Source organism: Winogradskyella litorisediminis (assembly GCF_042675765.1).
In the GTDB taxonomy this organism is placed as follows: Bacteria; Bacteroidota; Bacteroidia; order Flavobacteriales; family Flavobacteriaceae; genus Winogradskyella; species Winogradskyella litorisediminis.
In genome coordinates, this window is the sequence record NZ_JBHTJL010000009.1 from 522,232 (window position 1) to 548,020 (window position 25,789).

Here is a 25,789-nt window from a genome sequence, read left to right on the forward strand (position 1 = left end):
AAGCAATGATGTCAATAACTATACAAAAAGTCGCTCAGTGGTTTGAGCGGCTTTTTTATTTAGTAGGCTCTTGGTCTTCCTCTAAATCTTTTAAAATTAACTGCCTAGTCTTTTCGTTAAGATTTCTTGTATCGTCAATAGTTAATCCTTCCGTAGAAATAAATTGATGGATTTTAACACGCATTTTTCCTGGTCCACCACTAAAAAATGTCCATGAAAACCGTTTTTTATTGTCGTAAAAAGTTATCGGTACAATTGGTATTTGCTGGTTAATTGCCATTCTAAAAGCACCATCTTTAAAACTGTCTAAAAGTATAGATTCTTCTGGTACGCCACCTTCAGGAAATATACAAATACTCAAGCCTTGTTTCAAACGACGTTGCGCTCTTAAAAAAACAGCTTGCCTACTTTTGGCGCTACTTCTATCTACCAAAATACAAGTGCGTTTATAGAAAAAACCAAACAACGGAATTTTAGCCAACTCCTTTTTTCCTACAAATACAAACGGATTTTTAACAGCCGCTAGCATAAGCATAATATCCGTCATTGATGTGTGGTTGGCTACAAACATGTAACTCGAGTTTTTATCAGGAGTTTGCTCTCTTTTAATTTTGTAATTAAAACCCATACCAATTAAAATAAACTTAGCCCAAAAACGCGCGAGTCTAAAAAAATACGGATACCATTGTTCTCTAGAAATAGACAACAACAAAAATGGCAACAACACCAAAATAGGAATAGCTACCAAAACGTAAAACCAAATGCGGTATATAATCCAGAATGGATATTTAAATAATTTCATCGCTCCAAAACTAGCTAAATAAATTAAATAGTCTTACAGAAAAAATTACCTTTGTCCTAACACAATGAAGCTTCATTAAAGTATTGTTGTGAAATAGTAAAATTAAAGTGTTTTTAGTTTGAATTTATTCTGAAAAAACACCTAAAAATATTAATTTTAAAAGATTCCCACTCGCGTGGAAAGTGATTATGGCAAGAATACTCACAGGCATACAAAGTACCGGCACACCACATTTAGGAAATATTTTAGGTGCGATAATACCCGCAATAGAAAAGGCAGAAAACGATGCTAACGATTCGTTTTTGTTTATTGCAGATATGCATTCATTAACTCAGATAAAAGATGCCGAAACGCTTAGACAAAACACATACTCTACGGCAGCAACTTGGTTAGCTTTTGGTTTAGATATCGAAAAAACGGTGTTTTATAGACAAAGTGATATTCCACAAGTGACGGAATTGTCTTGGTATTTAAGCTGTTTTTTTCCATACCAACGTTTAACCTTGGCGCATAGTTTTAAGGATAAAGCCGACCGTTTAGAAGACGTTAATGCGGGTTTATTTACCTATCCAATGTTAATGGCAGCAGATATTTTATTGTATGATGCTGAAGTGATTCCCGTTGGAAAAGACCAAGAACAACATATTGAAATGACACGCGATGTCGCGTCTCGATTCCATGCCAAGATTAAAGGAGAAACCTTTGTATTGCCAAAAGCCGATGTGCAAAAAGAAACCATGCTTATTCCTGGTACGGATGGCGCCAAAATGAGCAAAAGCAAAGGCAATACCATCAATATCTTTTTGCCAGAAAAGAAATTAAGAAAACAAATCATGTCTATCCAAACCGATAGTACAGCTCTAGAAGACCCAAAAGATTGGTCAACTTGCAATTGTTTTGCTTTGTATAGTTTATTAGCAAATGAAGCTGATACTGCGGAAATGAAAGCCAATTACGAAAACGGAAACTATGGTTACGGTCATGCTAAACAAGCTTTATATGAATTGATTTTAGAACGTTTTGCAGAACCTCGTGAGCGTTACAATTATTATATGGATAACCTTAACGAAGTTGATGCTGCTTTAGCTGTTGGTGCTGAAAAGGCTAAGTCTGTTGCTAATGATGTATTGTGTCGAGTAAGAGAAAAAGTAGGATACTAAACAATCTCAAACAACTTTCCTGGCAAAGGTCTTACGACTCCTTTCAATTCCATATTCAATAGTACACTTGCGAGTTTATATGTTGGCATATTGCAATTTAGCGCAATAACATCAAGCAGTTCTTTATTATTATCTTTTAGGAAATTGTAAACTACCTTCTCATCAGGTTCTAACTCAACAAAAAGCTGTTTTTGTACTGCTGGTTTGACTTCATCTTCTAATTCCCAGCCCAAAATATAAGGCACATCCAAAGGTGTTGATAATAAATGTGCCTGATTGGCTTTTATTAAATTATTACAGCCTACACTTTGAGAATCGGTGACTCGTCCAGGTACTGCAAATACATCACGATTGTACGAATTGGCGATGTCTGCCGTGACTAGACTACCGCCTTTTTCGGCAGATTCTATGACAATTGTAGCTTCACTTAATCCAGCAATGATTCGGTTTCGTTTTAGGAAGTTTTTTCTATCAAACGTATCTGTACTCCAAAAATCGGTATAAAAACCGCCGTGCTTTTCGACATCTGCCATATACTTTTTATGTACTTTCGGATAAATTTGATTTAAACCATGCGCCAAACAACCTATAGTTTGCAGATTGTTTTTTATTGCTGCTTTATGCGCTGTAATGTCTGTTCCGTAAGCAAAACCCGAAACTATAACTGGATTATAAGGCGCTAATTCCTCAACTAGCTTTTCGCAAAATGTAATGCCTCTTGTTGTTATTTTTCGAGCGCCAACAATGCTGATGATATGTTTATTTTTAAGGTTTATGTTTCCAGCTTCAAATAAAATTAATGGACCATCAATGCAATGTTTAAGCCGTTCAGGATATTTTTCACCTAAAAAATAACTGTATTTAATGTTATTTGCTTTAATGAAAGTCAGTTCTTTTTCGGCTTCTTCAAAATGAATTTTGTCATGTAACCCTTCAATAGTTAGCGTACCAATTCCATCGATTTTTAAAAGGTTGCTTTTCTTTTCTTTAAAAACAGCCTCAGCACTTCCGCAATGGGCAATGAGCTTTTTTGCTGTTGTTCCACCAATTTTCGGAACATGCTGCAAGGCTAAAGTTTTTATGAGTTGGTCTTCAGTCATGAAAAATTTTAAAGCTTAAAAATACATTTTTTTTAGACTGTTAATAAATTTGGCGCCTCAACCTATGACGGCAATTAAAAATTTCTAAATTTGTGTATATGCATTTAGAAACTTACATCAGCGACTTACTTTACAGATACGATTGTGTAACCGTGCCTAATTTTGGTGCGTTTTTAACCAACCGCGTGTCTGCCAAAATACACGAATCTACACACACGTTTTACCCACCAAAAAAGGTGTTATCGTTTAACGAACAATTGCAGAATAATGATGGTTTATTGGCCAATTATATATCTGAAATTGAAAAGATTCCATATACCGTTGCTGTAGAAAAAATTGCCAAACAAGTTAAATCAATTAAATCTTATTTGGTTGAAGGCGAAATGATTTCGTTTCAAAATATTGGTGATTTATCATTAAATTCTGAAGGTAGTATTGTTTTTAATCCATCATATCACGTTAACTATTTAACAGATGCTTTTGGTTTATCACATTTCAATTCTACAGACATTGCTCGCGAAGTTTATAAACAAGAAGCTGAAGCTATTGAAGAAAAAGCACCTATTGTTTTAACGCCAGAAAAGCGCTCTAGCAATTGGATAAAATATGCCGCTGCGGCTGTTGTTGTTTTAGGTTTAAGCGGACTTGGAGCTGGCAAATATTTTTCGGATAACGTAAACACGCATAACGAAATTGCAGAGCAAGAAGCCAAAACCGAGATTGATAATAAAATACAAGAAGCTACTTTTTTTATAAGTAATCCGTTACCAACGGCTACACTTTCGGTTGAAAAGCAAGTAGGAAATTACCACGTAGTTGCTGGTGCTTTTAGAGTTGAAGCCAATTCAGACAAAAATGTAGAACAACTAAAAGCGTTAGGTTATAAAGCCAGAAAAATTGGGGCTAACCGTTACGGACTTTATGAGGTCGTATACTCAAGTTACGAAACCCGAAGCGAAGCTCAACGCGCTATGTATAGTATTAGAAAAAACCACAATAAAGACGCTTGGTTGTTGGTTAAGGATTTGGATAGGTAACTAAATACAAAATCTTACTCATATTCTTCAAAATGAATTTACCTTTGCAAAAAGAATTCATTTTTTATGGAAGCACGTACCGCATTTCAATCTAAAACCATAGTTACTGACCTTGTTTTACCAAGTGAAACAAATCCGCTCAACAATCTTTTTGGTGGTGAACTTTTAGCACGAATGGACCGTTCAGCAAGTATTGCTGCTCGTCGCCACTCGCGCCGAATTGTAGTTACCGCTTCTGTAAACCATGTGGCTTTTAATCGGTCTATTCCATTAGGAAGTGTAGTCACCATTGAAGCTAAAGTGTCGCGTGCATTTACATCTTCTATGGAAGTGTATCTCGATGTTTGGATAGAAGACCGTGAATCTGGCGAATGTATTAAAGCTAACGAAGCCATTTATACTTTTGTTGCCGTTGACGAAACTGGACGACCAGTAAAAGTACCAGAACTCATCCCAGAAACGGAATTAGAAAAAGAACGTTACGCTGCTGCGTTGCGTCGAAAACAATTAAGTTTAGTTTTAGCAGGAAAAATGAAAGCTGATGATGCTACGGAATTAAAGGCGTTGTTTGAGTAATTAAACCTTCTTTTTATATTTCAGTCTTACTCATTGTAAACCCAAATATGCATTACAATGAAAAATTTATTAATCCTTTTAGGACTTACTTTCTTTTTAAGCGTAAACAGTTGTGCACGACGTGTTGTTGTAAGACAGCCAAACACAGTAACTGTGGTAAAAACATTGCCTCGTGATTATAAAGTTGTGCGTATTAATGGTAATAGGTATTATACTTGGAATGGCAAACACTATCGCAAAACACGAAAAGGATATGTCGTGATGAGAATTTAATTCTTAGACAACCAATATTCAGGATTTTGCGTAGCATCATTTTTGTAAACCCGAAATCCTAACAAAGTTTCGCCACTTGTTTTATTGGTAAAAGCTTTACCTATAACATCTCCTGTTTTTAATTTCTGTCCAGGTTTTACATTGATTGATGCCATATTCATGTAAACAGTAATGTAATTTCCGTGGCTTATCATAACCGCTGGATTCGCATTTTTAATGACCATAATCTTATAAACTTCGCCATTAAAAACCGATTTTACCTCAGCATTATTTTCAGTGGCAATATAGATACTTTTGTAGTTTTGCTTTACAGCACCATCTGTAATTGAGCGTTGCAATCCGTATTTACTTTTAATCACACCACGGTCAACTGGCCAAGGCAATTTACCACGATTAGACTCAAAATTAGCCGCTAAAGCTTTTCCTGCTGGTGTTAAAACAAACTTACCTGTTGACGATGTTTTACCAGCTTTTTTGTTAGATGCCGCGATAGCTTCACGGATTAATCGATTTATTTCTTTATCTATACGTTCTGCTTCTTGACGCTTTTTTCTAATGGCAAGACTGTGCTTTTTAATATCTTTTCTAATCAATGCCATTAAAGCTTCTTGCTCGGCAACTTCTTGCTCTAACTCGCGTTTTGCCTTTCGGTTTTCGGCAATGAGTTTTTTCTTTTGCTCTTTTTGTTCGGCTAATTGTAGATTAAGCTTTTGTAAAACTTCGGTTTTCGTTTTAATTTCTTCGGCTTGTTTCTTTTGGTAAGCTTTGTATTGATTGATATATTGTAAACGTTTGTAGGCTTGCTTAAAATTATCAGACGATAGTAAAAACATAATCTTACTTTGCTCAGATTTGCTTTTGTAAGACTTTACAATCATTTTGGCGTAATCTTCTTTAAGTGCCGTTAATTGATTACGTAAATCTGTAATTTGATTTTGATTGTTATTGATATCTCGCGTCAACTGATTGGCTTGCTCATTGGTGATTTTAATTAAATTCTGTTTAACGCGAATTTTATAATTAACATCCTCTACCTGTTTTATAACCGAAGTTTCTTTCTTCTTTTCTTTGTTGTAAAGCGCATTATAACGGCTTAACTCTTTTAAAATTTGCTGACGCTTGGCTTCTAATTCTTTCTGTTCTTTGCTCTGTGCAGTAATGGTCGTTACAGAAAATAACGACAACAAAACAATAAGAAAAATAGATTTTAAACGCATATTATTTTAATTCAATTTCGGTATAACCTGAAGGAATTTTAAACGGAAAACGCACCTCTTCATTTAGCGTCACAGATTTTATTTCCATATCAATCAAGGCTTGGTCTGTACCTTCAACCGCAATAATATTTACTTCTTTTGGAAGAATATTTTTACTTACATTTTGGTAAGATTTATAATCGACTTGCAAAATACGTTGTTGGGAGTTTTGCGCTAGTTGAAGCGAATTCAACTTGTAATGTGTAGCATTCATTAAGTAAAACAATTCCAATAATGGGTTTTGATTTTTAGGCGATAAGACATAAGATTTTTCTTGAATATCGACCTGATGTGGTTGTGCTTTTAAATCGTAAATGGCTTGACCCATTAAGATGTTTTGTACTTTATTAAAGTCTAAATCAAACCCGACAAAATCACTTAACAGTTTGTAATCACCATCAAAAAACGTGTTATCAGTTTTGTTATAAAACTGCACTTTTTTGGGTGTAATCATCATACGCGCCAAACCTAATGGCGCACTCAACCAAATAGTTTCGTCCTTTTGTATACGAAGCGTAAATGTAGCGCCTTGTGTTTTATCGTTTTGAGTAATGTCTATTTTAGCTCTAGCCTGAAGTGTTTTAAAATTAACTTCATTTTTTTGATGCGCTCTAATAACTTGTTTTGCCGATAAATTTGGATTGGCTTCGCCTTCAGCAACAACAGATTTTGCAGAGCCACACGACATCATTACTAAGAACAAAAAGAGTACGGCTGCTGATGTTTTAAAATTATAATTAAGTAATTGCTTCATAAATTAATTGGACACTTTTATGGCTTCTGCCTTTTTAGCAAACGCTTTAGACTTTACATTATTATTTGTTGCTCCATAAGCTTGACTTAATTGAAGGTAAAAATCGCGCTCCATTTTAGGGTTTTCGACTAAAAAATCTAATCCCATTTCTAAACTATCAATAGCGTTTTTTGGATTGTTTAAATTGATGTTAGAAACACCATTTAACAAATATAAAATAGGTTGCGCTGGATATAATTCGAGAGCATTTTCGCTTTGTTTTAAGGCGTCATTAAATTGTTTTAAATCTATTTGAAGCAAAATAATATCTCTTAATAATTTAAAATCATTAGGCGATTGTTTAAGTGCTTCTTTATAATTTTGAAGTGCTTTTGCTTTATCTCCAGATTTGAGATAATAAGTTCCTAAATTTGAAAGTGACTCGGTATCTTTTTGCGTATCGACGCCATCGGTTGCTTCGATTAAATCTTTTTGATACTGCGGATTTTTTTTCACAAAGGCTACAAAATCTTTAAGCACTTTAGATTTTGATTGCTCATCAATTTCTGAGGCATTCAGCACCAATTTCATAGAGGCAACAGCATCATCTACTTTACCTTCTTCGAGATAAAATTTATATAAAGCTAAATGCACAAATTTAGAATCTGGTTTTACACTTAGTAATTGCTTTGCCGTATCGTAAGCTTCTTTAGCTTGTCCTGTTTGTCCGTATCTGTAAATGAGTTGCAGATAGTTGTTTTCGTTATTTGGGTTTGCTGAAATTCTGTTTTTCAAGTTCTCTATTTCAACATCAGCATTACCAGAAAGACTGTAAATATTATTCCGCATTTCGGTACGAACTTCGTCTGTGCCTAATTCTCTATCGAGTTCATCTAAAAGCGAAATGGCTTCCGTAAACTTTTCTTTTTTAATGTAGAGTGTCGCTAAATCTTGTTTGTAGTCTGGATGGTATTTTACCAACTGCTTTACCGTTTTAATGGCATTATCTATATCATCTTGACGGTAATATACATCGTAGAGTTCATCTAAAAACCACTCATTATCAGGTTGCATTTTAATGGCGATTTTTAGATTTTCTTCGGCTGCATCAAACTTTTTCAGTGCGTTATAGTTCTTACCTAATTCGAAATAAATCACTGGTTTTTGGCTGTCTATTTCTTTACATTTTTGGAGTGCATCAATAGCGCGTTCATAATTTTCAATGGCTTTTTGCTTTAATGCTTCAAAAAAACTTTCTTGATAAGCATCTGTTACGTTACCTAAATCGTCTTCAGGCTCGTCATTGGTATTATCTTGAGCATAAATTATCTGCGGAACGCAAAGCATTCCGAAGATTATGGTTAATATGTAGATATTTTTTAACATTGAAAATGTGATATATCGACTTCACTGGATATAGCTGCCATTTATTATATTCAATTATTATTCCATTTGTGTATAATCGCCAATACTAATCTCAGTAAACTTGCCATTATACTTAACGTGATTGCCAATCATAGCTTGGTCTAATGTAGCACTTTTGATATGAGTTTGGGTTTGAATTAAGCTATTTTTAACGACTGAATCGTGAATAAGTGTATTTTCTCCAATCGACACATTTGGCCCAATAATGCTATTTTTTAAAACGACATTTTCGCCTATGAAGCAAGGCTCTATAATTTTTGAGTTTTCTAAAATTACAGAATCGTGAATGAGTTGTTCTTCGCCATCTGCTTTTAAAAACCCTAACATTCTGGTATTAGTATCTAGCGTTACAGCTTTGTTTCCGCAGTCCATCCACTCGTCTACAGTACCTGTTTTAAAAATTTTCCCATCAGCCATCATGCGTTTTATACCGTCATTAATTTGGTATTCGCCACCATTCATTACGTTTTCATCTAAAACTTCTTGCAATTTATCTTTTAAAACCGCCACATCTTTAAAATAGTAAATACCGATAACGGCTTGGTCACTTACAAAAGTTTCAGGCTTTTCTACAAGTTCTATAATTTCCTTGTTTTCGTTGAGTTTTACAACACCATAAGCTTCAGGATTTTTGACCTGCTTTGTCCAAATAACTGCGTCGGCTGTTGGGTCTAAATCAAATTGAGCCCGAATTAAAGTGTCTGCATACGCAATAACTGCTGGACCAGATAATGAAGGTTCTGCGCTCATAATAGCATGACCTGTTCCTAAAGGTTGGTCTTGTCTGTAAATTGATGCTTTTGCTCCAAGACTTTTAGCAAGTGCTTCTAATTTTGAAACCACATCATCTCCAAAAAAAGCTGGGTCACCAAGAACAAAAGCAATTTCTTCGATTGGCTGTTTTAAAACCTTGGCTATATCTTTTACCAAACGATGCACGATTGGCTGACCTGCAACAGGAATTAATGGTTTTGGAACGGTTAAACTATGTGGTCTTAATCGCGAACCGCGACCTGCCATTGGGACTATTATTTTCATTTTATTGTCAAGTTGTTTGTTGTTGAATTGTTGAATCGTATATCAACCATTATTTCTGCTAAATTATTTTACGCCAGTGCTACCAAATCCGCCTTCGCCACGTGATGTTTCAGACAATTCTTGGACTTCTTGCCAATCGGCACGCTCGTGTTTTGCGATAACGAGTTGAGCAATGCGTTCGCCGTTTTCTATGGTGAAATCTTTGCTAGATAAATTGACCAAAATAACGCCGATTTCGCCCCTATAATCGGCATCAACTGTACCTGGAGCATTAAGTACTGTAATTCCTTTTTTGGCAGCTAAACCGCTTCGTGGACGCACTTGTGCTTCTGTACCAATTGGCAATTCTATGAATAAACCTGTTTTAACGATAGTACGCTCTAAAGGTTTTAACACAATTGACTCGTTTATATTTGCTCTTAAATCCATGCCTGCTGAAGCAATGGTTTCGTAATGTGGTAAATTGTGATTGGATTTGTTAATGATTTTTATTGTCATACGTCTATCTTCTTTCTTTTTTGACTGAAAAAAATTAGTTTTTGATTAATACTGAAATATTCTTTTTTTCAAGTTGAAATACAACAATCAAAAATACGATTAATGCTCCAAAACCGACGAAATAGTTCTCTCTAAATCCATAAAAATATACAGTTGAAAAGACAACAGACAAAACAAAATAAATTGCTATTTTCTTGAAATTATACGGAATTGGATAATATTTTTGACCGTAATAAAATGATATCAGCATCATAATTCCATAAGCTGAAACTGTAGCAATCGCAGAAGCTTTAAATCCAATATGCGGAATCAAAAGATAATTTATAACCAGTGTTACAATAGCTCCCAAAACAGAAATATAGCCGCCAAATTTCGTACGGTCTGTGACTTTGTACCAAACTGATAAATTGTGATAAATACCCAAACAAAAATTTGCAATTAAAATTAATGGGACAATCCACATCGCCTCATAATATGCTTCACTTTTTATGATTATGGGTTTTATAAAATCTGAAAAAACAACAACCGCTAGTAAAATAACAGAACCAAACGCTACAAAAAATTCTAATATTTTAGCATAATTTTTTTGAGGATTTGCGGTTTTTGAATGACTAAAAAAATAAGGTTCTATTCCTAATCTAAATGCTGTTGCAAATAGTGTCATAAACAGTGCTATTTTATAACAAGCGGAATACATTCCTATTTGAACTTCTGAAATATCTGATGGCAATAATTCTTTAAGTAAAATTCTATCAAATGTTTCGTTAATTGAATATGCAACTCCCGCTATTAAAACTGGCGTAGCATATTTGAGCATTTGCTTCCAGAGAATTAAGTCAAAACTATATTTAATTTTTGTGTAAAACGGAATTAACAAAAGCAGTGTAACTCCACTTGCAACAATATTAGAAATGAAAATATAGCTGATTTCAAAATCTGGCTTATAAATACTTTTTAGAATATCAAAGTCGTTTGAAAGCCCTTTTAAGTACAATAACAAAAAGACGTTTAATCCTAAATTAATAACAACATTAAGAATCTTAATTAAGGCATATTTAGAAGGTTTTTTAGTTGCTCTTAACCACGCAAATGGTATGATTACTAAAGCATCTAAGAGTAATATAATGAAGACTAGATTTAGGTATTTTAAATCTATTTCAATGGCATTGGCTATAAAATCTCGAAATAAAAAAGCTATTCCTAAAACCAAAACGGACGATACCATTAAAGATATACTTGCTGTACTTGTTACTTTTTCGGGATGTTTTTCTTTATTGAAAAATCGAAAAAATGCGGTTTCCATTCCGTAAGCTAAAACCACATTAAATAACACGAAGTAGGCAAAAATAAAGGATACACGACCATATTCTTCAACCGACATCACTTCGGGATTTGTATAAAGTGGCACTAATAAAAAGCTTAGCATACGAGGTAAAACTGTTGCTAAACCGTAAATGAATGTTTGTTTAAAAAGGCTTTTAAATCCGTTCAATCTCTATAATATATCTGGTTAAAAATACCATTTTTAAAACAAAAAAACCTCACAGATATTGTGAGGTTTTGATTTATATAAATGTAAGCTTAATTTTTATTTGGCGGTGCGGACATTGGCAAAGCTTCGAGTGGTTTTTCTTTTAGATTAGAAATTTTAAAATACTTCTGTTTTCCATCTTCAGAATAACTTACCACACACTCACTGTTGTCCAATTTAAATGGAAAATCTTCATCTTGCAACTTCACATCTGATTTGGAAAGTGTTTCATACAAACTCTTATTAGCTTCGGTACTAAATCTACCTATATACATTTGCTTATTAGAAGGTTTCGTTTGAAGCTTAGCAATGTTTCCTCTAAAATAAATACTATCTAGTTGTATGCTTTTTGAATTAACTTCAATAAACACATTTATACCAGAACCGCCACCTTGAACACCTGCTACCCAATTTTGATAATATGTTTCGCCGAAGGTCGTTGGTGCTTCTTTTTCTAACTTCATCGTACTTGCACATTGAGAAAAACTAACAGTAAGTAAGGCTAAACACAAAAGCTTTATAAAGATTTTTATAGATTTCATAATTGAACTTCTTGTTTTAACCAATAATCAATAGTTATGCCACTACAAAACTTTTCTTAGTTTGTGCTAAAAGTCCAAACTTGTCCGATTGTTTTTATGCCAGAATTGTCTATGGAGTCAACTCTCCAAAAATATGTGTTTCCTGCTGTTGTTGTAACAGCTGCACTTTCCGTAGTTAAACCTGCTTGATTTAATGGTGGGTCATTGGTTTGGCCAAAATATAAATCGTATGTTAAAGTATCTCCTGCATCTGTGTCACCGCCAGTCCATTCTAATGTTAACTGTCCTGCTGCGACTGTACTTTCATCAGCAGGCGCATTTAGAGCCGCCGTAAATGGTGCATAATTGGTAATTCCTGGTCCTGATGTAAAAAACGCTAAAGTTTGTGAAGGTTCTGAAGCTTGTCCCATATCATCAATTGCGGTAACATTCCAATAGTATGCTACTCCCTGTTGTAAAGTAATAGTAACACTATTGTTATTTACTGTGCGTTGCTCAACAATGTTGGTTAATGGCCGATCTAAGGCTATAACAATACGATAAGATATTGGATCATTATCTGCGTCTGAAGAAGCATTCCATTGAAAATTGATGTTGTTATTTACACAAAGTAAATCTGCAGTTGGAAATGTAACTTGCGTGACTTGTGTCGGTGCCGAATTTGGTGGAGGACCATCATCGCCACCACCGCCACAAGCGCTAAAAAATAGCACAGTAAATAAGGCTGTTATAAATTTTATAGTATTTCTCATATTAATTTATTTTTTGATGATTTTAATCATTTCTGCTTTTTCTAAATCCAATTTCACAAAGTAAACACCTTGAGATAATGAGTTAAACGGCACTGAAATAAATGCGCTGTTTTGAACATTGTAATTTTGATTAGCCACCAATTTTCCGTGAACATCAAATATCTGAACATTAACTCCATTTTCTGGAGCATCAGGAATATTAATTCTCAAGTTATTGATTACCGGATTTGGTCCGTAAGTCAATTCTAATGGCAGTGAAGAATCAATTGTTCTGCTTAACTTACCTTCACAAGCGATTGCAGATGTTATCTCTAATAAACCTCCAGAAGATGTGTCAACACTAAATTGAGTTTCAGAGGTAATTAGTACAACTTCATCATTTAATTTTATTGTAAAAGGTGCTGTACCGGAATTAATATCTACAGCGGTTCTCAGACTTTGAGTATCTGAGCTTCCACCATTTTCATTAGCTACGCTAAACACAGCACCAAGTGCTGGAGCTGCATCTATGTTAATCTCAAAACATTGTTGATAATCTCGACCATCTACATTCACACAAACCGTATATGCTCCCACGGCAACATCTAAAAATCTAGTATTATTATTTACGCCAGCAATAGTCTGAGTAAGATTTATGCCATTACCTACCAAGGTTACTGTATAGTTAACGAAGGTTTGTAAAACATTTACATTTACTTCACCATTATTTTGATTTTCACATCGCTCTGAAATAATTTCAAGAGTAATGTTATTTGAATTTTCATAACTAGTATCACAAATATCACCAATACCATTATTATTTAAATCTTCTTGATTTGGATTTGGAGTATCAGGACAATTGTCATCTTCATTTATGACTCCGTCGTTATCATCATCTTGACAAACATCGCCAATACCGTCTCCATCAGCATCTTCTTGATTGGGATTTGCTATCGTTGGACAATTGTCGTTAATATCTAGGATACTATCATTATCGGTGTCTTGGCAAGCATCACCAATTCCATTACCATCAGAATCCGTCTGAAGAGGATTTGGGGTATTGGGGCAATTATCTACGGTATTAAAAACACCATCACCGTCGTTATCTGCTGTCGGGTCTTCAAGAAATTGACCTGAAAAAACGCCTCTTCCATAAGTTGAAATATATATTGCGTTGTCATCTCTTAAATCAATATCGGTAACTTTGACGGTTTGCATTCCTCCTTGAGCAGGGTTCCAGTTTGGATTGACGTCTGAAAAATTAGTTGTAAACCAAATACCAAGTTCTGTACCTATAATTACTTCTTCTGGATTTAAAGGATTTTGAAGTATTGCTTTTACTGGTAAATCTGGTAAGTCTCCATCCTTTTGCGTCCAAGTTGAACCTTCATCTGGCGTGTACCAGACATTATTAACTCCGTAGTTGTGTACTGTAGCAAAAATTTCGTTTTCATTTGCTCCAAATTGAACATCAGAAATACTTCCAACTATATTATTATCTAATTCGATATTTGTCCAAACTGGTGTTGTATCTGCATTTTCAACTTTAAGTATATCGCCTAAAACGGTTCCAACCAATAATGTAGTAGAAGTTGTAGTATATTGAGAAACTTCCATTGCTGTTGGACGACTTGTAAAGTTGAAAATATCACTTAAGTCGTCTTTTACGACATCTTCAGAAGTCTGTCTTATATTAGAATATCTTCTTATTATGTTATTTGCACCAGAAGAGTAATTCGAATATAAAATATCTAAATTAGAATCTAAAGCTTGCTGATTAATAAATGAACCATTACTTGAATCTTCACTATTTAAAACAACTGTTTGATTGGTCTGGAGGTCAAATAGCCTTACTATTCTGTTAAAAACAAAATTAGTTATGTAATACTGATCATTACCATCTTGATCAAAAAAACTTGCGGCACCATCGCCTCCAAATGCACTTACTGAACTGTTAATGCCAGGACCAACATTATTAAATAATTGTGTTCCGTTATCTTGCAAACCGCCGATAAAGTGGTCTGTGTCACCAGAAAATGCACCTGTTGGCGCTACACCAACAGTATAAAATTGAGAGGTTATAAAACCATTATTTCTAGGTACAATGTCAAATAATAGAAGAGATGTGTAATATACACCGCCATCATTACCGTAAATTATAGTATTTGAATCGTTTGGCGCAAATGCCATAGCATGTTGATCCGCATGAACTAAAGGCACATTTAAATTTGCCAAATTATTGTTGTTTGACCATTTTGAAATTTGACTCCAAGAATTTGTGTTACCTAATTCTCCACCATTTTCAGATTTAAATAAATCAATGCCTCCAGCATATAAAGTTTGATCATCGGTAGGGTCTACTTCAAGTAATAAATCGTAGAAAGCTTGGCCTCGCGTAAAATCGTTTGCTGGGATGCCGTTGTCCGCATCATTTGGTAGCTCCAAATCGAAAATATTGTTTTGAAACCCATCTGTAGTTCCTTGCATAATAACTCCTCCAGGAATTTCACCAAGTAGATAAATTGTACCCGCATTTTGAGATGATACCGCGATTTGTGTTCTGTCTGTATTGGGAACATTATAAATTACTTCAAAATTTTCACCATCGGATGATGATAAAATCGTACCACCACCATTTCCAAAAATAGAACTGTCTATAGTAGATACCCAAATTTTTCCGTCAGCGCTTACTTCAATGTCATTAGGTTCGTAATCATTTCCATTTGGCGTTTGCGGTAAGTTCGTTTCTATCCAAGTGACACCTTGGTCTACAGTCTTAAAAACTCCTAACTCTGTACCACCTAAAAAAGTAGCAGTATTTGCATCGCCATAAAAGGCATCTCCAGCTGCTACATAAACTTCTGACACACCATTATTATTTTTAATTTTTATATCATTAATATGCTGAATTCCTGGAACTAGTGTGCCTGTAAAATCACCCATAGCTGGGTTTACAGAACCTGTTACAGTACCTGTTTGTATGGCGTTGATTATAGTGTTTCCATCAGTTTGAGAAATCATTACTGCTGGGATTGTAATAGAGGCATCGGTACCACCCATATCTATAGGTGCGCCTCCAACATTATTTACTACAATTGCAGCAATTGCTCCGGCGTTCTGGGCATTTCTTACTTTATCTACAAACGGACAGTTTCCGCGTCTAATAATTGCAATTTTTCCAGTTGCGTCACCTCCAAAACTAGCACAACCTTCTGACGGCGTCGCAGAAGCAGTGTCGTTTGCAAGAATGAAATCTCCTGATACTACAGAGGTTGCTTGTGAACCAAAATTAGTAGACTCTCGAGAATTATAATCGGCTGCTATACTAGCTGGAGCAGAAACTGTAATATCTGATGCAGATTGAAATTCTGCTGGACCAGTTACACCTCCTAAAATTCTATTCCATGTATTACCGCGATCTAATGATTGCCAAACACCATCACCACTGACATCACCGTTTGTGTAAGATTCTCCTGTACCTAAATAAAAGATATTAAAGTCGTTTGGATCAGCAACAATTACCGATACATTAAGATGGTCTGGCAAATCTACACGTTGCCAAACTGTATTTGCATCTGTAATGTCTGTGTTTTTCCAAAGTCCACCACTAACACCACCAGCAAAGACCGTTTTATTAGAAGTATCATTTGGGTCAAACATTAAACCTCTTGTTCTGCCACCAACATTATCAGGACCACGAGATTCCCAATCGGCTTCTATCCCATCACCAGGAACACGTTGCGCTAGCCTAGCTTGTATTTGTTCACGAACAACTTCCAAGTTTTCTGGAGTTGGTCGGCCTAGAATTGGATTCATTGTTAATTGGTATTCCTCTTCGTAATATCTGTCTGGTGGTATTCCCAAAGCTTTACGCTCTGATTTTGATAGCTTTAGCGTTTCTTTAAACGGACTGTTTTCTAAATGTTTCTTATGAAGATTTACAATGTCATCGTTTGTCAGTTCCTTGGAACTAATAAATTTTTGGTTGGTAAGTATGGTAAAAGCTAATGCTAATCCAATCAAAATAATTGAACCTAGGAAGAGTTTCTTTTTCATTTCGCGAATTTTGGTTTTCAAATATCTTATATTTTATTAAATATTAAAAACATCATTAAAATATTCTTAAATAGTCGAATAAAATCTCATTTGATTACACGAAAAAATAATTATTCCTTAATAATCATTAGCATTTATTAATTAAGATTAAACGGATAAAAAAACCTCACTTTAAAAGTGAGGTTTACAATTTTCTTAAAAAAAACTTTTCTTAATTATTTAATGCTTCTGCTCCACCAACAATTTCTAATATTTCATTGGTAATAGCAGCTTGTCTCGCTTTGTTATAAGTAAGCTTTAATTGGTCTCTAAGTTCTGTTGCGTTATCAGTAGCTTTGTGCATTGCTGTCATACGCGCGCCATGTTCAGAAGCAAAAGAGTCTCTAATTCCCTTGTAAAGTTGGGTTTTTAGCGACTTTGGGATTAATGTTTCTACTATTTCTTCTTTTGACGGCTCAAAGATGTAATCTAAATTTACATTTTCGTCTGTTTCTACAGGAACAATCGGTAAAAATTGTTCTGTCATAACAATTTGCGTCGCTGCGTTTTTGAAGCTGTTGTAAACGATATCAATCTTATCAAATTCACCTTCAGTAAATTTTTCCATTAGCATCTCTGCTATTTCTGAAACGTTGTCAAAAGTTAAATTGTCAAAAACTTCACTTTTGTTTGCAATAACTTTGTCTTGCTTAGCAAAAGCATCATTTGCCTTTTTTCCGATAGCTAAAATTGATACATTTTTTCCGGCGTAAACATCATTAATTAAAAAATTTGTCTGCTTAATAATGTTTGAATTAAATGCTCCACACAATCCTCTATTGGAAGTTATAGCTACAATTAAAACATTCTTAACTTCGCGCTGCTCAGCAAATTTACTTCCAGAATCTGCATCTAACGTTGCACTTAAACTTTGTAAAAGTTCAGTTAATTTATTAGAGTATGGACGCATTGCCGTAATAGCATCTTGTGCTTTTTTCAACTTAGCAGCGGATACCATTTTCATAGCACTGGTAATCTGCATCGTTGAAGACACTGATGATATTCTGTTACGTATTTCTTTTAAGTTTGCCATCTCAATTAGTATTAAGTGTTTAGCACAAAGTAAAAATTACTTTACGCTTTATACTTGGTACTTGTTTTATGCTCTATATTTTCCAGATAAGTCTTTTGCTACACTTGTTAAAGTATCAATAACCTCATCTGTTAATTTGCCAGCTTTTAATGTATCTAAAGTATCATTGTGCTTTGCGTTTAGGAATTCGATATAATCTCTTTCGAATTCTTTCACCTTATTCACAGGCACATCTCTTAATAAGTTTTTAGAACCAGCGTAAATAATTGCTACTTGGTCTTCAACTGTAAATGGATCGTTTTGTGCTTGCTTTAAGATTTCAACATTACGCTTACCTTTTTCGATTACGTTTAATGTTGATGCATCTAAATCTGAACCAAACTTAGCAAACGCTTCTAATTCACGGAATTGCGCTTGGTCTAATTTTAAAGTACCAGATACTTTTTTCATTGATTTAATCTGTGCATTACCACCAACACGAGATACAGAGATACCTACGTTAATTGCTGGACGTACACCAGAGTTAAATAAATCTCCGTCTAAGAAAATCTGTCCGTCTGTAATAGAAATTACGTTTGTTGGAATATAAGCAGATACATCACCAGCTTGAGTTTCGATAATTGGTAAGGCTGTTAAAGAACCACCACCTTTTACCATCGGCTTTAATGAGTCTGGTAAATCGTTCATTTCTTTTGCAATAGCATCATCATTAATGATTTTCGCAGAACGCTCTAATAATCTTGAGTGTAGGTAGAAAACGTCACCTGGATACGCCTCACGTCCTGGAGGACGACGTAATAATAATGACACCTCACGGTATGCAACGGCTTGCTTTGATAAATCATCGTAAATAATTAATGCTGGACGACCAGTATCACGGAAATATTCTCCGATAGATGCTCCAGTCATTGGTGCATAAACCTGCATTGCTGCTGGGTCAGATGCGTTTGCTGCAACAATAGTTGTGTAGGCTAATGCGCCTCTTTCTTCTAAAGTCTTAGCAATATTTGCTACTGTTGATGCTTTTTGCCCAACTGCAACATATATACAATATACAGGCTCACCTGCATCATAAAATTCTTTTTGATTTAAGATGGTATCAATACAAACCGTAGTCTTACCAGTCTGACGGTCACCAATTACCAACTCACGTTGACCACGACCAACAGGAATCATGGCATCAATCGCTTTAATACCAGTTTGCATTGGTTCTGTAACTGGCTCTCTGTATATTACACCAGGCGCTTTACGCTCTAATGGCATTTCATAAGTATCTCCAGCAATTGGTCCTTTACCATCAATTGGGTTACCCAAAGTATCAACTACACGACCTACAATTCCTTCACCTACTTTTACTGAGGCAATACGAGACGTACGCTTTACGGTTGAACCTTCTTTAACGCCTGTTGAAGCACCTAAAAGTACGATACCAACGTTATCTTCTTCAAGGTTAAGTACAATTCCTTCTGCACCACCATCGAATTCAACTAATTCGCCATACTCAGCGTTAGCTAATCCGTAAGCACGTACAATACCATCACCTACAGTTAATACTGTTCCTACTTCATCTAATGAAGCGCCCGCTTCAAAACCTGAAAGTTGTTGTTTTAAGATTGCTGATATCTCAGCTGGTTTTACTTCTGCCATCTTTTATAAATTTTGAATTCAAAATTCTGAATTCTGAATTATTCTAATTTAATGTAAATTCTCTTTTTAATTTATCGAGTTTGTTTGCAATACTTGCGTTGTACTGAATATCACCAACTCTTAATATGAAACCACCAATGATGCTTTCATCTATAATATTTTCTAATTCTGCGTCTTTTCCTGTGAGCTCTTTGACTTTAGCTAGAACTTTAATTTTAAGCTCTGAAGTTAAAGCCACAGCTGTTGTTACTTTTGCAACTTGACTACCTCTTAATTGGTCATATAAGCTTACATAACTTGAAGCAACATCATTTAAAAGTGCCAATCTCTTATTAGAAATTAATGTATCTATGAGATTATTAGTAGTAGTGTTAGCATCTGAAAAAACAGATAGCAATACTGCTTTTTTATCTGAAGACCTTACAACAGGACTTTGAAGCATTTGATGCAAGTCCTCACTTTGAGAAATAGCATTAACAATAGATTTCATATCTGCGTTAACTGCTTCTTCTGCCTTTTGGTCTTGTGCTAAGCTTAAAACTGCTTTTGCGTATCTTATGGCTGCTCTGTTCATATTCCTAACGTGTTGTGACTTCGACTTAGCTCAGCCACCAGATGTTATAATTTTTTCTTAGTTAAGTGTTGCTTCAGTTAACATTTCTTCAACCAATTTTTCTTGGCTGTCTTTACTTGCTAACTCTTTACGCACTACTTTTTCTGCAATATCAATTGAAAGGCCTGCAACATGACTTTTTAATTCTGCCATAGCCGCTTTTTTCTCGCTAGCAATTGCCGCTTGTGCTTGCTCAATAATTTTACTAGCTTGAGATTGTGCTTCAGTCTCAGCATCTGCAATCATCTTTGCTTTAAGCTCACGCGCTTCTTTAAGCATTGCTTCTCTTTCTAAACGTGCTTCTTGTAATAACTTTTGGTTATCTGCTTGAAGATTTTCCATCTCTTTCTTCGCATTTTCAGCAGCGTCTAATGCACCTTGAATACCTTCTTCTCTTTCGTTAAGTGAAGTAAGAATTGGTTTCCATGCAAACTTTACCATTAAAGCAATTAACGCTAACAATAAAATCGTAGAAACAACAAATAACCCAGGTGAAAAATCGTTTAATAACTTATCCATTATATAAACTTATTTAGTGTTTGTCTTTTTTTTAATTTGAAAACATTTCCTGCAACCAACCGTTACAGGAAAATGTTTTGTAATCTGATTCAGTTCTTATTTTCCTAAGAATAAAGCACCGAATGCTAAACCTTCTAATAAGGCAGCAATGATAATCATCGCAGTTTGAATTTTCCCTGTTGCTTCTGGCTGACGAGCAATACCTTCCATTGCTTTTCCACCAATTTGACCAAGACCAATTCCTGCTCCGATTACGATTAAACCTGCTCCAATTAAATTGTACATAATTAAAATATTTATAGTTAAATTAAAAAAACTCTTACTTAAATAAAATCTGCTCTGACGTCTTCTGCATCAGGGATTTCGTTACCATGCGCATCATGCTCATGGTCATGGTCGTGGTCCGCTACAGCCATACCAATAAATAATGCTGAAAGCATTGTAAAGATATACGCTTGTAAGAAAGCCACTAAAACCTCAATTAATGTTATAAAAAATGACAATACAAAAGACAATCCTGTTGCGCCAACAGTACCTAAAGTATCTTTAAGTGTAAACATAATTGCTATTAAACTCATCACAACGATGTGACCTGCAGAAATGTTTGCAAATAAACGCACCAATAATGAAAACGGCTTAATCAATAATGCACCTGCCAATTCGATAACAGCTAATACAGGGCGAATTAAAATTGGAACTCCTGGCATCCATAAAATGTGCATCCAGTAATCTTTATTTCCACTCGCTGTGTAAATCACTAATGTAAAAATTGCCAAACATGCTGTCACTGCTAACTGACCCGTAACGTTAAATCCTAGAGGAGTTAAACCTGCCAAGTTTAATACCCAGATTAAAAAGAATACCGTTAATAGATATCCTGTAAATCTTCTATAATGTCTTTCGCCAATATTTGGTTTTGCAATTTCGTCTCTTACATAGATCACAAGTGGTTCTAACACTCGACCAAAACCAGTCGGAATTTGCTTCTTTTTATATTGTCTTGCTAAACTTGAAAACCAAAATAATAATAATAGACCAATAACTAAAAGACCAAAAGCACTTTTTGTGATTGAAAAATCTAAGACTTTGTGTCCGTTTGTTGCGTGTTTATCATCGTCAAAATTAACAGCGGTTGCTCCTGTTTCTAATTCATAGATTTTAGAATGGATTTTTGCAAACTTTAAACCTTTCTTTTCAACAATCACAGAACCGTCATCGTTATGGTGAAATTCTGAAGACATAAAAGTTACTAAACCTTCAGAAGTCCAAAGAATTACTGGTAACGGAAAACCAACATGCTTACGTTCACCAGCATCATTTGTGTAAGAAAACAATGAGAAGTCGTGAGAATCTTGAATATGATGCAAGATGTAAGATTCAATCTCTTGTTTTGTATCTACTTCGCCTTCACCACCTTCTATTTTATTTGCAAACATTAGTGTTGGCAAAGTCATTAAAAGCGTAAGTGCTAAACATTTAAAATTTTGTTGAAATATCTTCATTGTTAGAACTTCTAAAAAATCACTCTTTTCAAATTCGGTGCAAAAGTACGCTTTTTATTAAAAAAACAATATCTTTTTTAATGCTAAATTTCAGGGTTGTTTTCTTTCAGAATTTTAATAACAAAAATCACTTCTAAAACTAAGAAAACAAGTAGAGAAATTAATAGGCACAAACGCTCCGAAATATTGAGATTACCTAACGAAAAAACAGTGTCTCTAAATCCAAAAAAAAATAAAGCACCTTTAATAAATAAAGTTGGTAAATAAATGTAACCTAATTGCGGTTGTAGTGCTTTTAAAATAGAAAACAATTTTAGATGAATGCAAATGAGAGCAGAGGCTACTGCAAAAAACAAATTGGTGTCATAATAATTAAATCTAATATTTGAGCTATATGATTCTATAAACCAATGTTGTGTATGTAAAACTGCAAAAAAAAGTGCCGCAAAGGACACCATATAAACGAGTAAAGATTTAATCATCGTCTTTTGAAAGTTTAATCACCTGTGCAATAATTAAGTACATTGCTACAAATACGGAAAATAACGTTACAACTTGCTCCCAATAATCTGTTGCATATTTTTCATCTAGCCATTTTCCAAAATAATTTCCAAGTAAAATAGTGCCACCCATTTGAAAAGCTATACCTGTAAATCTAAGATATTTATTAGGCGATTTGCTCTTCTTTGGTTTTTGCTCCAGACTCATTTCCTAAGGTTTTAACTGCGCCCATTGTACACGTGGCATTAAAGGTAGCGCCAGGTTCAACAGCTAGTTTATTAACTTGTACATCACCATCTATCTGCGCTGAAGATTTTAATGACAATGTGCCTTTTAAAATAAGATTTCCGGAGAATTTTCCTTCCACATCAACATTAACGGCTTTTAATGTTCCTGTAATGCTTCCAGACTTGCCAATTACTACTTTACCTTCTGTAGTAACGTTTCCTTCAATAGAACCGTCGATTCTAAAAGCACCTTTGCTTTCAATATCACCTACTATTTTAGTACCATGCGCAATAATGTTTTGCTGACTTGTGTTTTCGGTATTTGTTCTTTTTTTGTCGGAGCGCATAATTTTAGGGAATTATTCAGGGTTAATGTACTCAGTTAAATTTTTATGACGCTGCACTATAGCATAGTTTGCAGACGAAATAGTTATATATTTTTTAGTAATGCCTTTAGTGCCTTTCTTTTTATAATCTTGAAGTGTTGGTCCAAAACCTAAAGCCGATGTAATATATTTTAAACCGTGAACCACAACAAAGGTAGTGTCTGCATCATAAACATCTGTTGAAAGTGTTAAGTTTTTATAAGGAAGAATTTCAAGCATTTTACCTAATTCTTCATTAAAGCTTTTTATACCTTCTTTATCTGAACTGTTGAACTGATACACCACATGAAACGAGTCACCTTCATCATCAGGGAAAAATTCTTTGTTTTGCATTAGCGGAATCGCATTGTCTAAAATTTCCTTGGCACGCTTTCCTTCTTCTGAATTCGGATAGGTTAATGCTACATAGTTTACAGCGTCTTTATAAGCGTCGACACCTTGAAGACGACCAATTGCTGAAGCTTTTAAAATCTCAAATTTTGGCACAAAACCATCACCTTCAAAACGTTTGATGTTTTCTTCTGCTTGCGCTACGACTGAAACATATTCTTGGTTTTCGAACTGTTTGTAAAGTTTCTCGTAAACGTTCTGTGGGTCATTTTCATCTTTTGCTAATTGCGAATTTGGATTGCGTAAAATCTCCGCATATCTAGATTCTGGGTGATCTGCAATTAACTTGTTTTTTGCTATTTCATATTCATCTTGCCAGCCCAATAACTCGTAAATTTTAACCAAATTGTATTTTGCAGGAATGATTAATCGCTCTTCAGGATTACTCTCTAACAAATCCTCTAGCTTGCTTTTTGCGAGCTGATATTCTTTAAAGTTTTCCTTATAAATTAAACCTAATTGATAGTATGCAAAGTTGCGTTCTTTAGCAATACTGTCTATTTCTATTTGGGTTGTTGGTAGTTTTGATATATAAAATTCTGGTTCGTATAGTTCTAATTGTGTTACAACTTCATTTCCGCCTTTAGTCTTAATAGCTTCAGTTGCTAGGTTTTTTCTGCTGCTCGATAATCGCCAATTGTCTGTCGGTAAGCGTTCTCCCCAAAGTTTGAAGAATTCTAATTTACCATATTCAACCGTTGTTGGATTGTAAAAATAAAAATCGCCATCACCAGAACTTTGTGGTAAACCTGGTAAATTGGCTTGACGCTGAGACTGACCAGCAAAACCACCTAATTTACTATTACTAGCTTTGCCTTGTGTTTTGTTTTTTAAAACTTCAGCTTGTAAAGAGTCTTTTATCTTTAATTCTTTTATATAATTATTAAAAAAAGCAACCTGTTCATCCTTCGGCATTTTTATAAGACCTAAAATACTATCTGTACTTCTAGCAATGCCTTCGTATAGAATAACGTCGTCAAGATTTTTACGTTTTTTAGCAACTACCCGATATGGTTTTGTTTTTTCAACCATATTGGTTAAGGTACTATCGTAGTAAGCGCCAGCAGTTTTATATTCTGTACGGTCAAAATACATATCACCAAGGATAAGGTAATTTTTTGCAGACAACACATTATCGTTGTTCAATTTTTTGTTTGAAGCTAATGACTTGTTGTAATACACTTCTGCCAAACTATCACGAGATTGCGATTGATGAAAACGTGCAATTCTGTTATAGATTTTATCTAAAAATGGACGATTTTCACGATTTTCTTCCATATCTGTGAGATACTCTAAAAACTCTACTTTGTTGCCCGTTTCAGCATCAAAATTATCTGACTTTGCCAAATGTGCATTAATATAAAATGCTCGTGGAATTTTTCGATGCATGTCTATAATTTCATCAAAAGCCATGTTAGCACTATCGGTTTTTCCAAACTCATTATAGAGTTGCCCTTTAATAAAATTATAACGCGCTTTTTGGGCATTGATTTTTGTGGCAACTGCAGCCGTATCGATATATCTTAAAGCAGAATCTTTCTCTTTGATTGCCAAATACGCATCTGCCAATACTGCAGAAATATCTGCTAAATCTTGACCCTCAACTTCCTCAACACGCAAGTGACGTTTTAGGTTTTTGATTGCTAACTCAGGACTTCCGAGGCGTAAATTTGTTTTTTCTCTCCAAACTTTGACCTGGTTTATTTTATCACTCGTTGGATATTTATTGAGAATATTGTTAAAAGCCGCTAATGCCGGCACGAAACGCTGGTCGTAATATCTAGATTTTCCTAATAGTAAATAGGCTTCGTCTATCTGCGGATTTTTTTCTTTTCCATTGATAGTCATACTATGTCGTTGTATCGCTTTTGCTGCCTTTTCTTCGGCACGTTCAAAGTCGCTATTTTCGGCTTCGTTACCTAAACGCACCTCATCGGTTTTGGCTTCAAAACGCTCTACTGGTAAAAGTTCCCAAAAGTTTTCGGTATAGGCATTGTTTACAGATTCTAAACCTTGTTGTAAAGCAATTTCACCATTATAAAGAATATTGTATTCCGTACCAACAGAATGCCAAGCTCTATTAATAAAAGTATCTTTCTTACGCGAACAGCTTTGGGAAACTACCGCAATTAAAAGAATTAATACTGAAGCATTTATATAGTTTTTCAAAAGAT

Annotated in this window: 25 protein-coding genes; 4 read left to right on the top strand and 21 right to left on the bottom strand. The window is 34.7% G+C overall.

The features are described 5' to 3' along the window. Nucleotides 1-55 precede the first annotated feature (55 nt). Entirely contained in the window at nt 56-802 is a 747-nt protein-coding gene (locus ACFQ1Q_RS04590; RefSeq protein ID WP_386128449.1) for a lysophospholipid acyltransferase family protein, read from the bottom strand. A 188-nt stretch (nt 803-990) separates the two neighbouring features. Between ACFQ1Q_RS04590 and trpS the strand changes: the two genes are divergently transcribed. Then, entirely contained in the window at nt 991-1,962 is a 972-nt protein-coding gene (trpS, locus tag ACFQ1Q_RS04595) for a tryptophan--tRNA ligase (protein WP_386128451.1), read from the top strand. Here the strand turns inward: trpS and dprA are convergent. Then, complete coding sequence (gene dprA / locus ACFQ1Q_RS04600) at nt 1,959-3,062, bottom strand: DNA-processing protein DprA (RefSeq protein WP_386128453.1); 1,104 nt, start codon at nt 3,060-3,062, stop codon at nt 1,959-1,961. The two genes, trpS and dprA, sit on opposite strands and share 4 nt — an antisense overlap. 98 nt (nt 3,063-3,160) lie before the next feature. Here dprA and ACFQ1Q_RS04605 point away from each other — a divergent pair, with 98 nt between their 5' ends. From ACFQ1Q_RS04605 to ACFQ1Q_RS04615, 3 genes are all read left to right on the top strand, one after another. Next, the gene (locus ACFQ1Q_RS04605) at nt 3,161-4,099 is read left to right on the top strand and encodes an HU domain-containing protein (protein ID WP_386128455.1); all 939 of its coding nucleotides are present in this window, start codon (nt 3,161-3,163) and stop codon (nt 4,097-4,099) included. Nucleotides 4,100-4,165: 66 nt separating this feature from the next. After that, a complete protein-coding gene (locus tag ACFQ1Q_RS04610) occupies nt 4,166-4,675 on the top strand; it encodes an acyl-CoA thioesterase (protein ID WP_386128457.1) in 510 nt (169 codons plus the stop codon). A 57-nt stretch (nt 4,676-4,732) separates the two neighbouring features. Continuing rightward, the gene (locus tag ACFQ1Q_RS04615; RefSeq protein WP_386128459.1) at nt 4,733-4,948 is read left to right on the top strand and encodes a DUF6515 family protein; all 216 of its coding nucleotides are present in this window, start codon (nt 4,733-4,735) and stop codon (nt 4,946-4,948) included. Here the strand turns inward: ACFQ1Q_RS04615 and ACFQ1Q_RS04620 are convergent. The 19 genes from ACFQ1Q_RS04620 to porW all read right to left on the bottom strand — a co-directional run bounded on the left by ACFQ1Q_RS04620 (nt 4,945) and on the right by porW (nt 25,784). Continuing rightward, complete coding sequence (locus tag ACFQ1Q_RS04620; protein ID WP_386128461.1) at nt 4,945-6,165, bottom strand: murein hydrolase activator EnvC family protein; 1,221 nt, start codon at nt 6,163-6,165, stop codon at nt 4,945-4,947. The two genes, ACFQ1Q_RS04615 and ACFQ1Q_RS04620, sit on opposite strands and share 4 nt — an antisense overlap. Nucleotide 6,166: 1 nt before the next feature. Next, on the bottom strand, nt 6,167-6,958 hold the full coding sequence (locus tag ACFQ1Q_RS04625) for a DUF4292 domain-containing protein (protein ID WP_386128463.1): 792 nt from the start codon (nt 6,956-6,958) through the stop codon (nt 6,167-6,169). Nucleotides 6,959-6,961: 3 nt separating this feature from the next. Then, complete coding sequence (locus ACFQ1Q_RS04630) at nt 6,962-8,323, bottom strand: tetratricopeptide repeat protein (RefSeq protein ID WP_386128465.1); 1,362 nt, start codon at nt 8,321-8,323, stop codon at nt 6,962-6,964. 57 nt (nt 8,324-8,380) lie between these two features. Then, complete coding sequence (locus ACFQ1Q_RS04635) at nt 8,381-9,400, bottom strand: sugar phosphate nucleotidyltransferase (RefSeq protein WP_386128467.1); 1,020 nt, start codon at nt 9,398-9,400, stop codon at nt 8,381-8,383. A 63-nt stretch (nt 9,401-9,463) separates the two neighbouring features. Continuing rightward, entirely contained in the window at nt 9,464-9,898 is a 435-nt protein-coding gene (gene dut, locus ACFQ1Q_RS04640) for a dUTP diphosphatase (RefSeq protein ID WP_386128469.1), read from the bottom strand. 34 nt (nt 9,899-9,932) lie between these two features. Continuing rightward, nucleotides 9,933-11,390, bottom strand: coding sequence for an oligosaccharide flippase family protein (locus ACFQ1Q_RS04645; protein WP_386128471.1), 1,458 nt, complete (start codon nt 11,388-11,390; stop codon nt 9,933-9,935). A gap of 89 nt (nt 11,391-11,479) precedes the next feature. Beyond that, nucleotides 11,480-11,971, bottom strand: a complete 492-nt coding sequence (locus ACFQ1Q_RS04650) for a hypothetical protein (protein ID WP_386128473.1) — start codon at nt 11,969-11,971, stop codon at nt 11,480-11,482. A gap of 56 nt (nt 11,972-12,027) precedes the next feature. Then, nucleotides 12,028-12,723: a hypothetical protein gene (locus tag ACFQ1Q_RS04655; protein WP_386128475.1), complete on the bottom strand. Its 696-nt coding sequence runs from the start codon at nt 12,721-12,723 to the stop codon at nt 12,028-12,030. A gap of 6 nt (nt 12,724-12,729) precedes the next feature. Then, the gene (locus ACFQ1Q_RS04660) at nt 12,730-16,758 is read right to left on the bottom strand and encodes a thrombospondin type 3 repeat-containing protein (protein WP_386128477.1); all 4,029 of its coding nucleotides are present in this window, start codon (nt 16,756-16,758) and stop codon (nt 12,730-12,732) included. Nucleotides 16,759-16,969: 211 nt separating this feature from the next. Continuing rightward, nucleotides 16,970-17,830, bottom strand: a complete 861-nt coding sequence (gene atpG / locus ACFQ1Q_RS04665) for an ATP synthase F1 subunit gamma (protein ID WP_386128479.1) — start codon at nt 17,828-17,830, stop codon at nt 16,970-16,972. 66 nt (nt 17,831-17,896) lie between these two features. Further along, nucleotides 17,897-19,477, bottom strand: coding sequence for a F0F1 ATP synthase subunit alpha (gene atpA, locus ACFQ1Q_RS04670; RefSeq protein WP_386128481.1), 1,581 nt, complete (start codon nt 19,475-19,477; stop codon nt 17,897-17,899). A 43-nt stretch (nt 19,478-19,520) separates the two neighbouring features. Next, nucleotides 19,521-20,051, bottom strand: coding sequence for an ATP synthase F1 subunit delta (gene atpH / locus ACFQ1Q_RS04675; RefSeq protein WP_386128483.1), 531 nt, complete (start codon nt 20,049-20,051; stop codon nt 19,521-19,523). A gap of 57 nt (nt 20,052-20,108) precedes the next feature. Next, a complete protein-coding gene (locus tag ACFQ1Q_RS04680) occupies nt 20,109-20,609 on the bottom strand; it encodes a F0F1 ATP synthase subunit B (RefSeq protein ID WP_386128485.1) in 501 nt (166 codons plus the stop codon). A gap of 96 nt (nt 20,610-20,705) precedes the next feature. After that, nucleotides 20,706-20,894 (bottom strand): ATP synthase F0 subunit C, encoded by a 189-nt coding sequence (gene atpE / locus ACFQ1Q_RS04685; protein ID WP_013993139.1) that lies wholly within the window; start codon nt 20,892-20,894, stop codon nt 20,706-20,708. A gap of 38 nt (nt 20,895-20,932) precedes the next feature. After that, nucleotides 20,933-22,111: a F0F1 ATP synthase subunit A gene (gene atpB / locus ACFQ1Q_RS04690; protein WP_386128488.1), complete on the bottom strand. Its 1,179-nt coding sequence runs from the start codon at nt 22,109-22,111 to the stop codon at nt 20,933-20,935. An 83-nt stretch (nt 22,112-22,194) separates the two neighbouring features. After that, the gene (locus ACFQ1Q_RS04695) at nt 22,195-22,593 is read right to left on the bottom strand and encodes a DUF6168 family protein (protein WP_386128490.1); all 399 of its coding nucleotides are present in this window, start codon (nt 22,591-22,593) and stop codon (nt 22,195-22,197) included. Further along, on the bottom strand, nt 22,586-22,819 hold the full coding sequence (locus tag ACFQ1Q_RS04700) for an AtpZ/AtpI family protein (RefSeq protein WP_386128492.1): 234 nt from the start codon (nt 22,817-22,819) through the stop codon (nt 22,586-22,588). Before ACFQ1Q_RS04700 ends, ACFQ1Q_RS04695 begins: the two co-directional genes overlap by 8 nt. After that, complete coding sequence (locus tag ACFQ1Q_RS04705; RefSeq protein WP_386128494.1) at nt 22,779-23,186, bottom strand: bactofilin family protein; 408 nt, start codon at nt 23,184-23,186, stop codon at nt 22,779-22,781. The genes ACFQ1Q_RS04700 and ACFQ1Q_RS04705 overlap by 41 nt, the downstream gene beginning before the upstream one ends. A 12-nt stretch (nt 23,187-23,198) precedes the next feature. Then, nucleotides 23,199-25,784, bottom strand: coding sequence for a type IX secretion system periplasmic lipoprotein PorW/SprE (porW, locus tag ACFQ1Q_RS04710; protein ID WP_386128496.1), 2,586 nt, complete (start codon nt 25,782-25,784; stop codon nt 23,199-23,201). Between the last annotated feature and the right edge of the window lie 5 nt (nt 25,785-25,789).

Bases quoted from the DNA above. Each gene is read 5' to 3' on its own strand.
- ACFQ1Q_RS04590 (WP_386128449.1), bottom strand. From the start codon at position 802: ATGAAATTATTTAAATATCCATTCTGGATTATATACCGCATTTGGTTT.
- trpS (WP_386128451.1), top strand. From the start codon at position 991: ATGGCAAGAATACTCACAGGCATACAAAGTACCGGCACACCACATTTA.
- dprA (WP_386128453.1), bottom strand. From the start codon at position 3,062: ATGACTGAAGACCAACTCATAAAAACTTTAGCCTTGCAGCATGTTCCG.
- ACFQ1Q_RS04605 (WP_386128455.1), top strand. From the start codon at position 3,161: ATGCATTTAGAAACTTACATCAGCGACTTACTTTACAGATACGATTGT.
- ACFQ1Q_RS04610 (WP_386128457.1), top strand. From the start codon at position 4,166: ATGGAAGCACGTACCGCATTTCAATCTAAAACCATAGTTACTGACCTT.
- ACFQ1Q_RS04615 (WP_386128459.1), top strand. From the start codon at position 4,733: ATGAAAAATTTATTAATCCTTTTAGGACTTACTTTCTTTTTAAGCGTA.
- ACFQ1Q_RS04620 (WP_386128461.1), bottom strand. From the start codon at position 6,165: ATGCGTTTAAAATCTATTTTTCTTATTGTTTTGTTGTCGTTATTTTCT.
- ACFQ1Q_RS04625 (WP_386128463.1), bottom strand. From the start codon at position 6,958: ATGAAGCAATTACTTAATTATAATTTTAAAACATCAGCAGCCGTACTC.
- ACFQ1Q_RS04630 (WP_386128465.1), bottom strand. From the start codon at position 8,323: ATGTTAAAAAATATCTACATATTAACCATAATCTTCGGAATGCTTTGC.
- ACFQ1Q_RS04635 (WP_386128467.1), bottom strand. From the start codon at position 9,400: ATGAAAATAATAGTCCCAATGGCAGGTCGCGGTTCGCGATTAAGACCA.
- dut (WP_386128469.1), bottom strand. From the start codon at position 9,898: ATGACAATAAAAATCATTAACAAATCCAATCACAATTTACCACATTAC.
- ACFQ1Q_RS04650 (WP_386128473.1), bottom strand. From the start codon at position 11,971: ATGAAATCTATAAAAATCTTTATAAAGCTTTTGTGTTTAGCCTTACTT.
- ACFQ1Q_RS04655 (WP_386128475.1), bottom strand. From the start codon at position 12,723: ATGAGAAATACTATAAAATTTATAACAGCCTTATTTACTGTGCTATTT.
- ACFQ1Q_RS04660 (WP_386128477.1), bottom strand. From the start codon at position 16,758: ATGAAAAAGAAACTCTTCCTAGGTTCAATTATTTTGATTGGATTAGCA.
- atpG (WP_386128479.1), bottom strand. From the start codon at position 17,830: ATGGCAAACTTAAAAGAAATACGTAACAGAATATCATCAGTGTCTTCA.
- atpA (WP_386128481.1), bottom strand. From the start codon at position 19,477: ATGGCAGAAGTAAAACCAGCTGAGATATCAGCAATCTTAAAACAACAA.
- atpH (WP_386128483.1), bottom strand. From the start codon at position 20,051: ATGAACAGAGCAGCCATAAGATACGCAAAAGCAGTTTTAAGCTTAGCA.
- ACFQ1Q_RS04680 (WP_386128485.1), bottom strand. From the start codon at position 20,609: ATGGATAAGTTATTAAACGATTTTTCACCTGGGTTATTTGTTGTTTCT.
- atpE (WP_013993139.1), bottom strand. From the start codon at position 20,894: ATGTACAATTTAATTGGAGCAGGTTTAATCGTAATCGGAGCAGGAATT.
- atpB (WP_386128488.1), bottom strand. From the start codon at position 22,111: ATGAAGATATTTCAACAAAATTTTAAATGTTTAGCACTTACGCTTTTA.
- ACFQ1Q_RS04695 (WP_386128490.1), bottom strand. From the start codon at position 22,593: ATGATTAAATCTTTACTCGTTTATATGGTGTCCTTTGCGGCACTTTTT.
- ACFQ1Q_RS04700 (WP_386128492.1), bottom strand. From the start codon at position 22,819: ATGAGTCTGGAGCAAAAACCAAAGAAGAGCAAATCGCCTAATAAATAT.
- ACFQ1Q_RS04705 (WP_386128494.1), bottom strand. From the start codon at position 23,186: ATGCGCTCCGACAAAAAAAGAACAAATACCGAAAACACAAGTCAGCAA.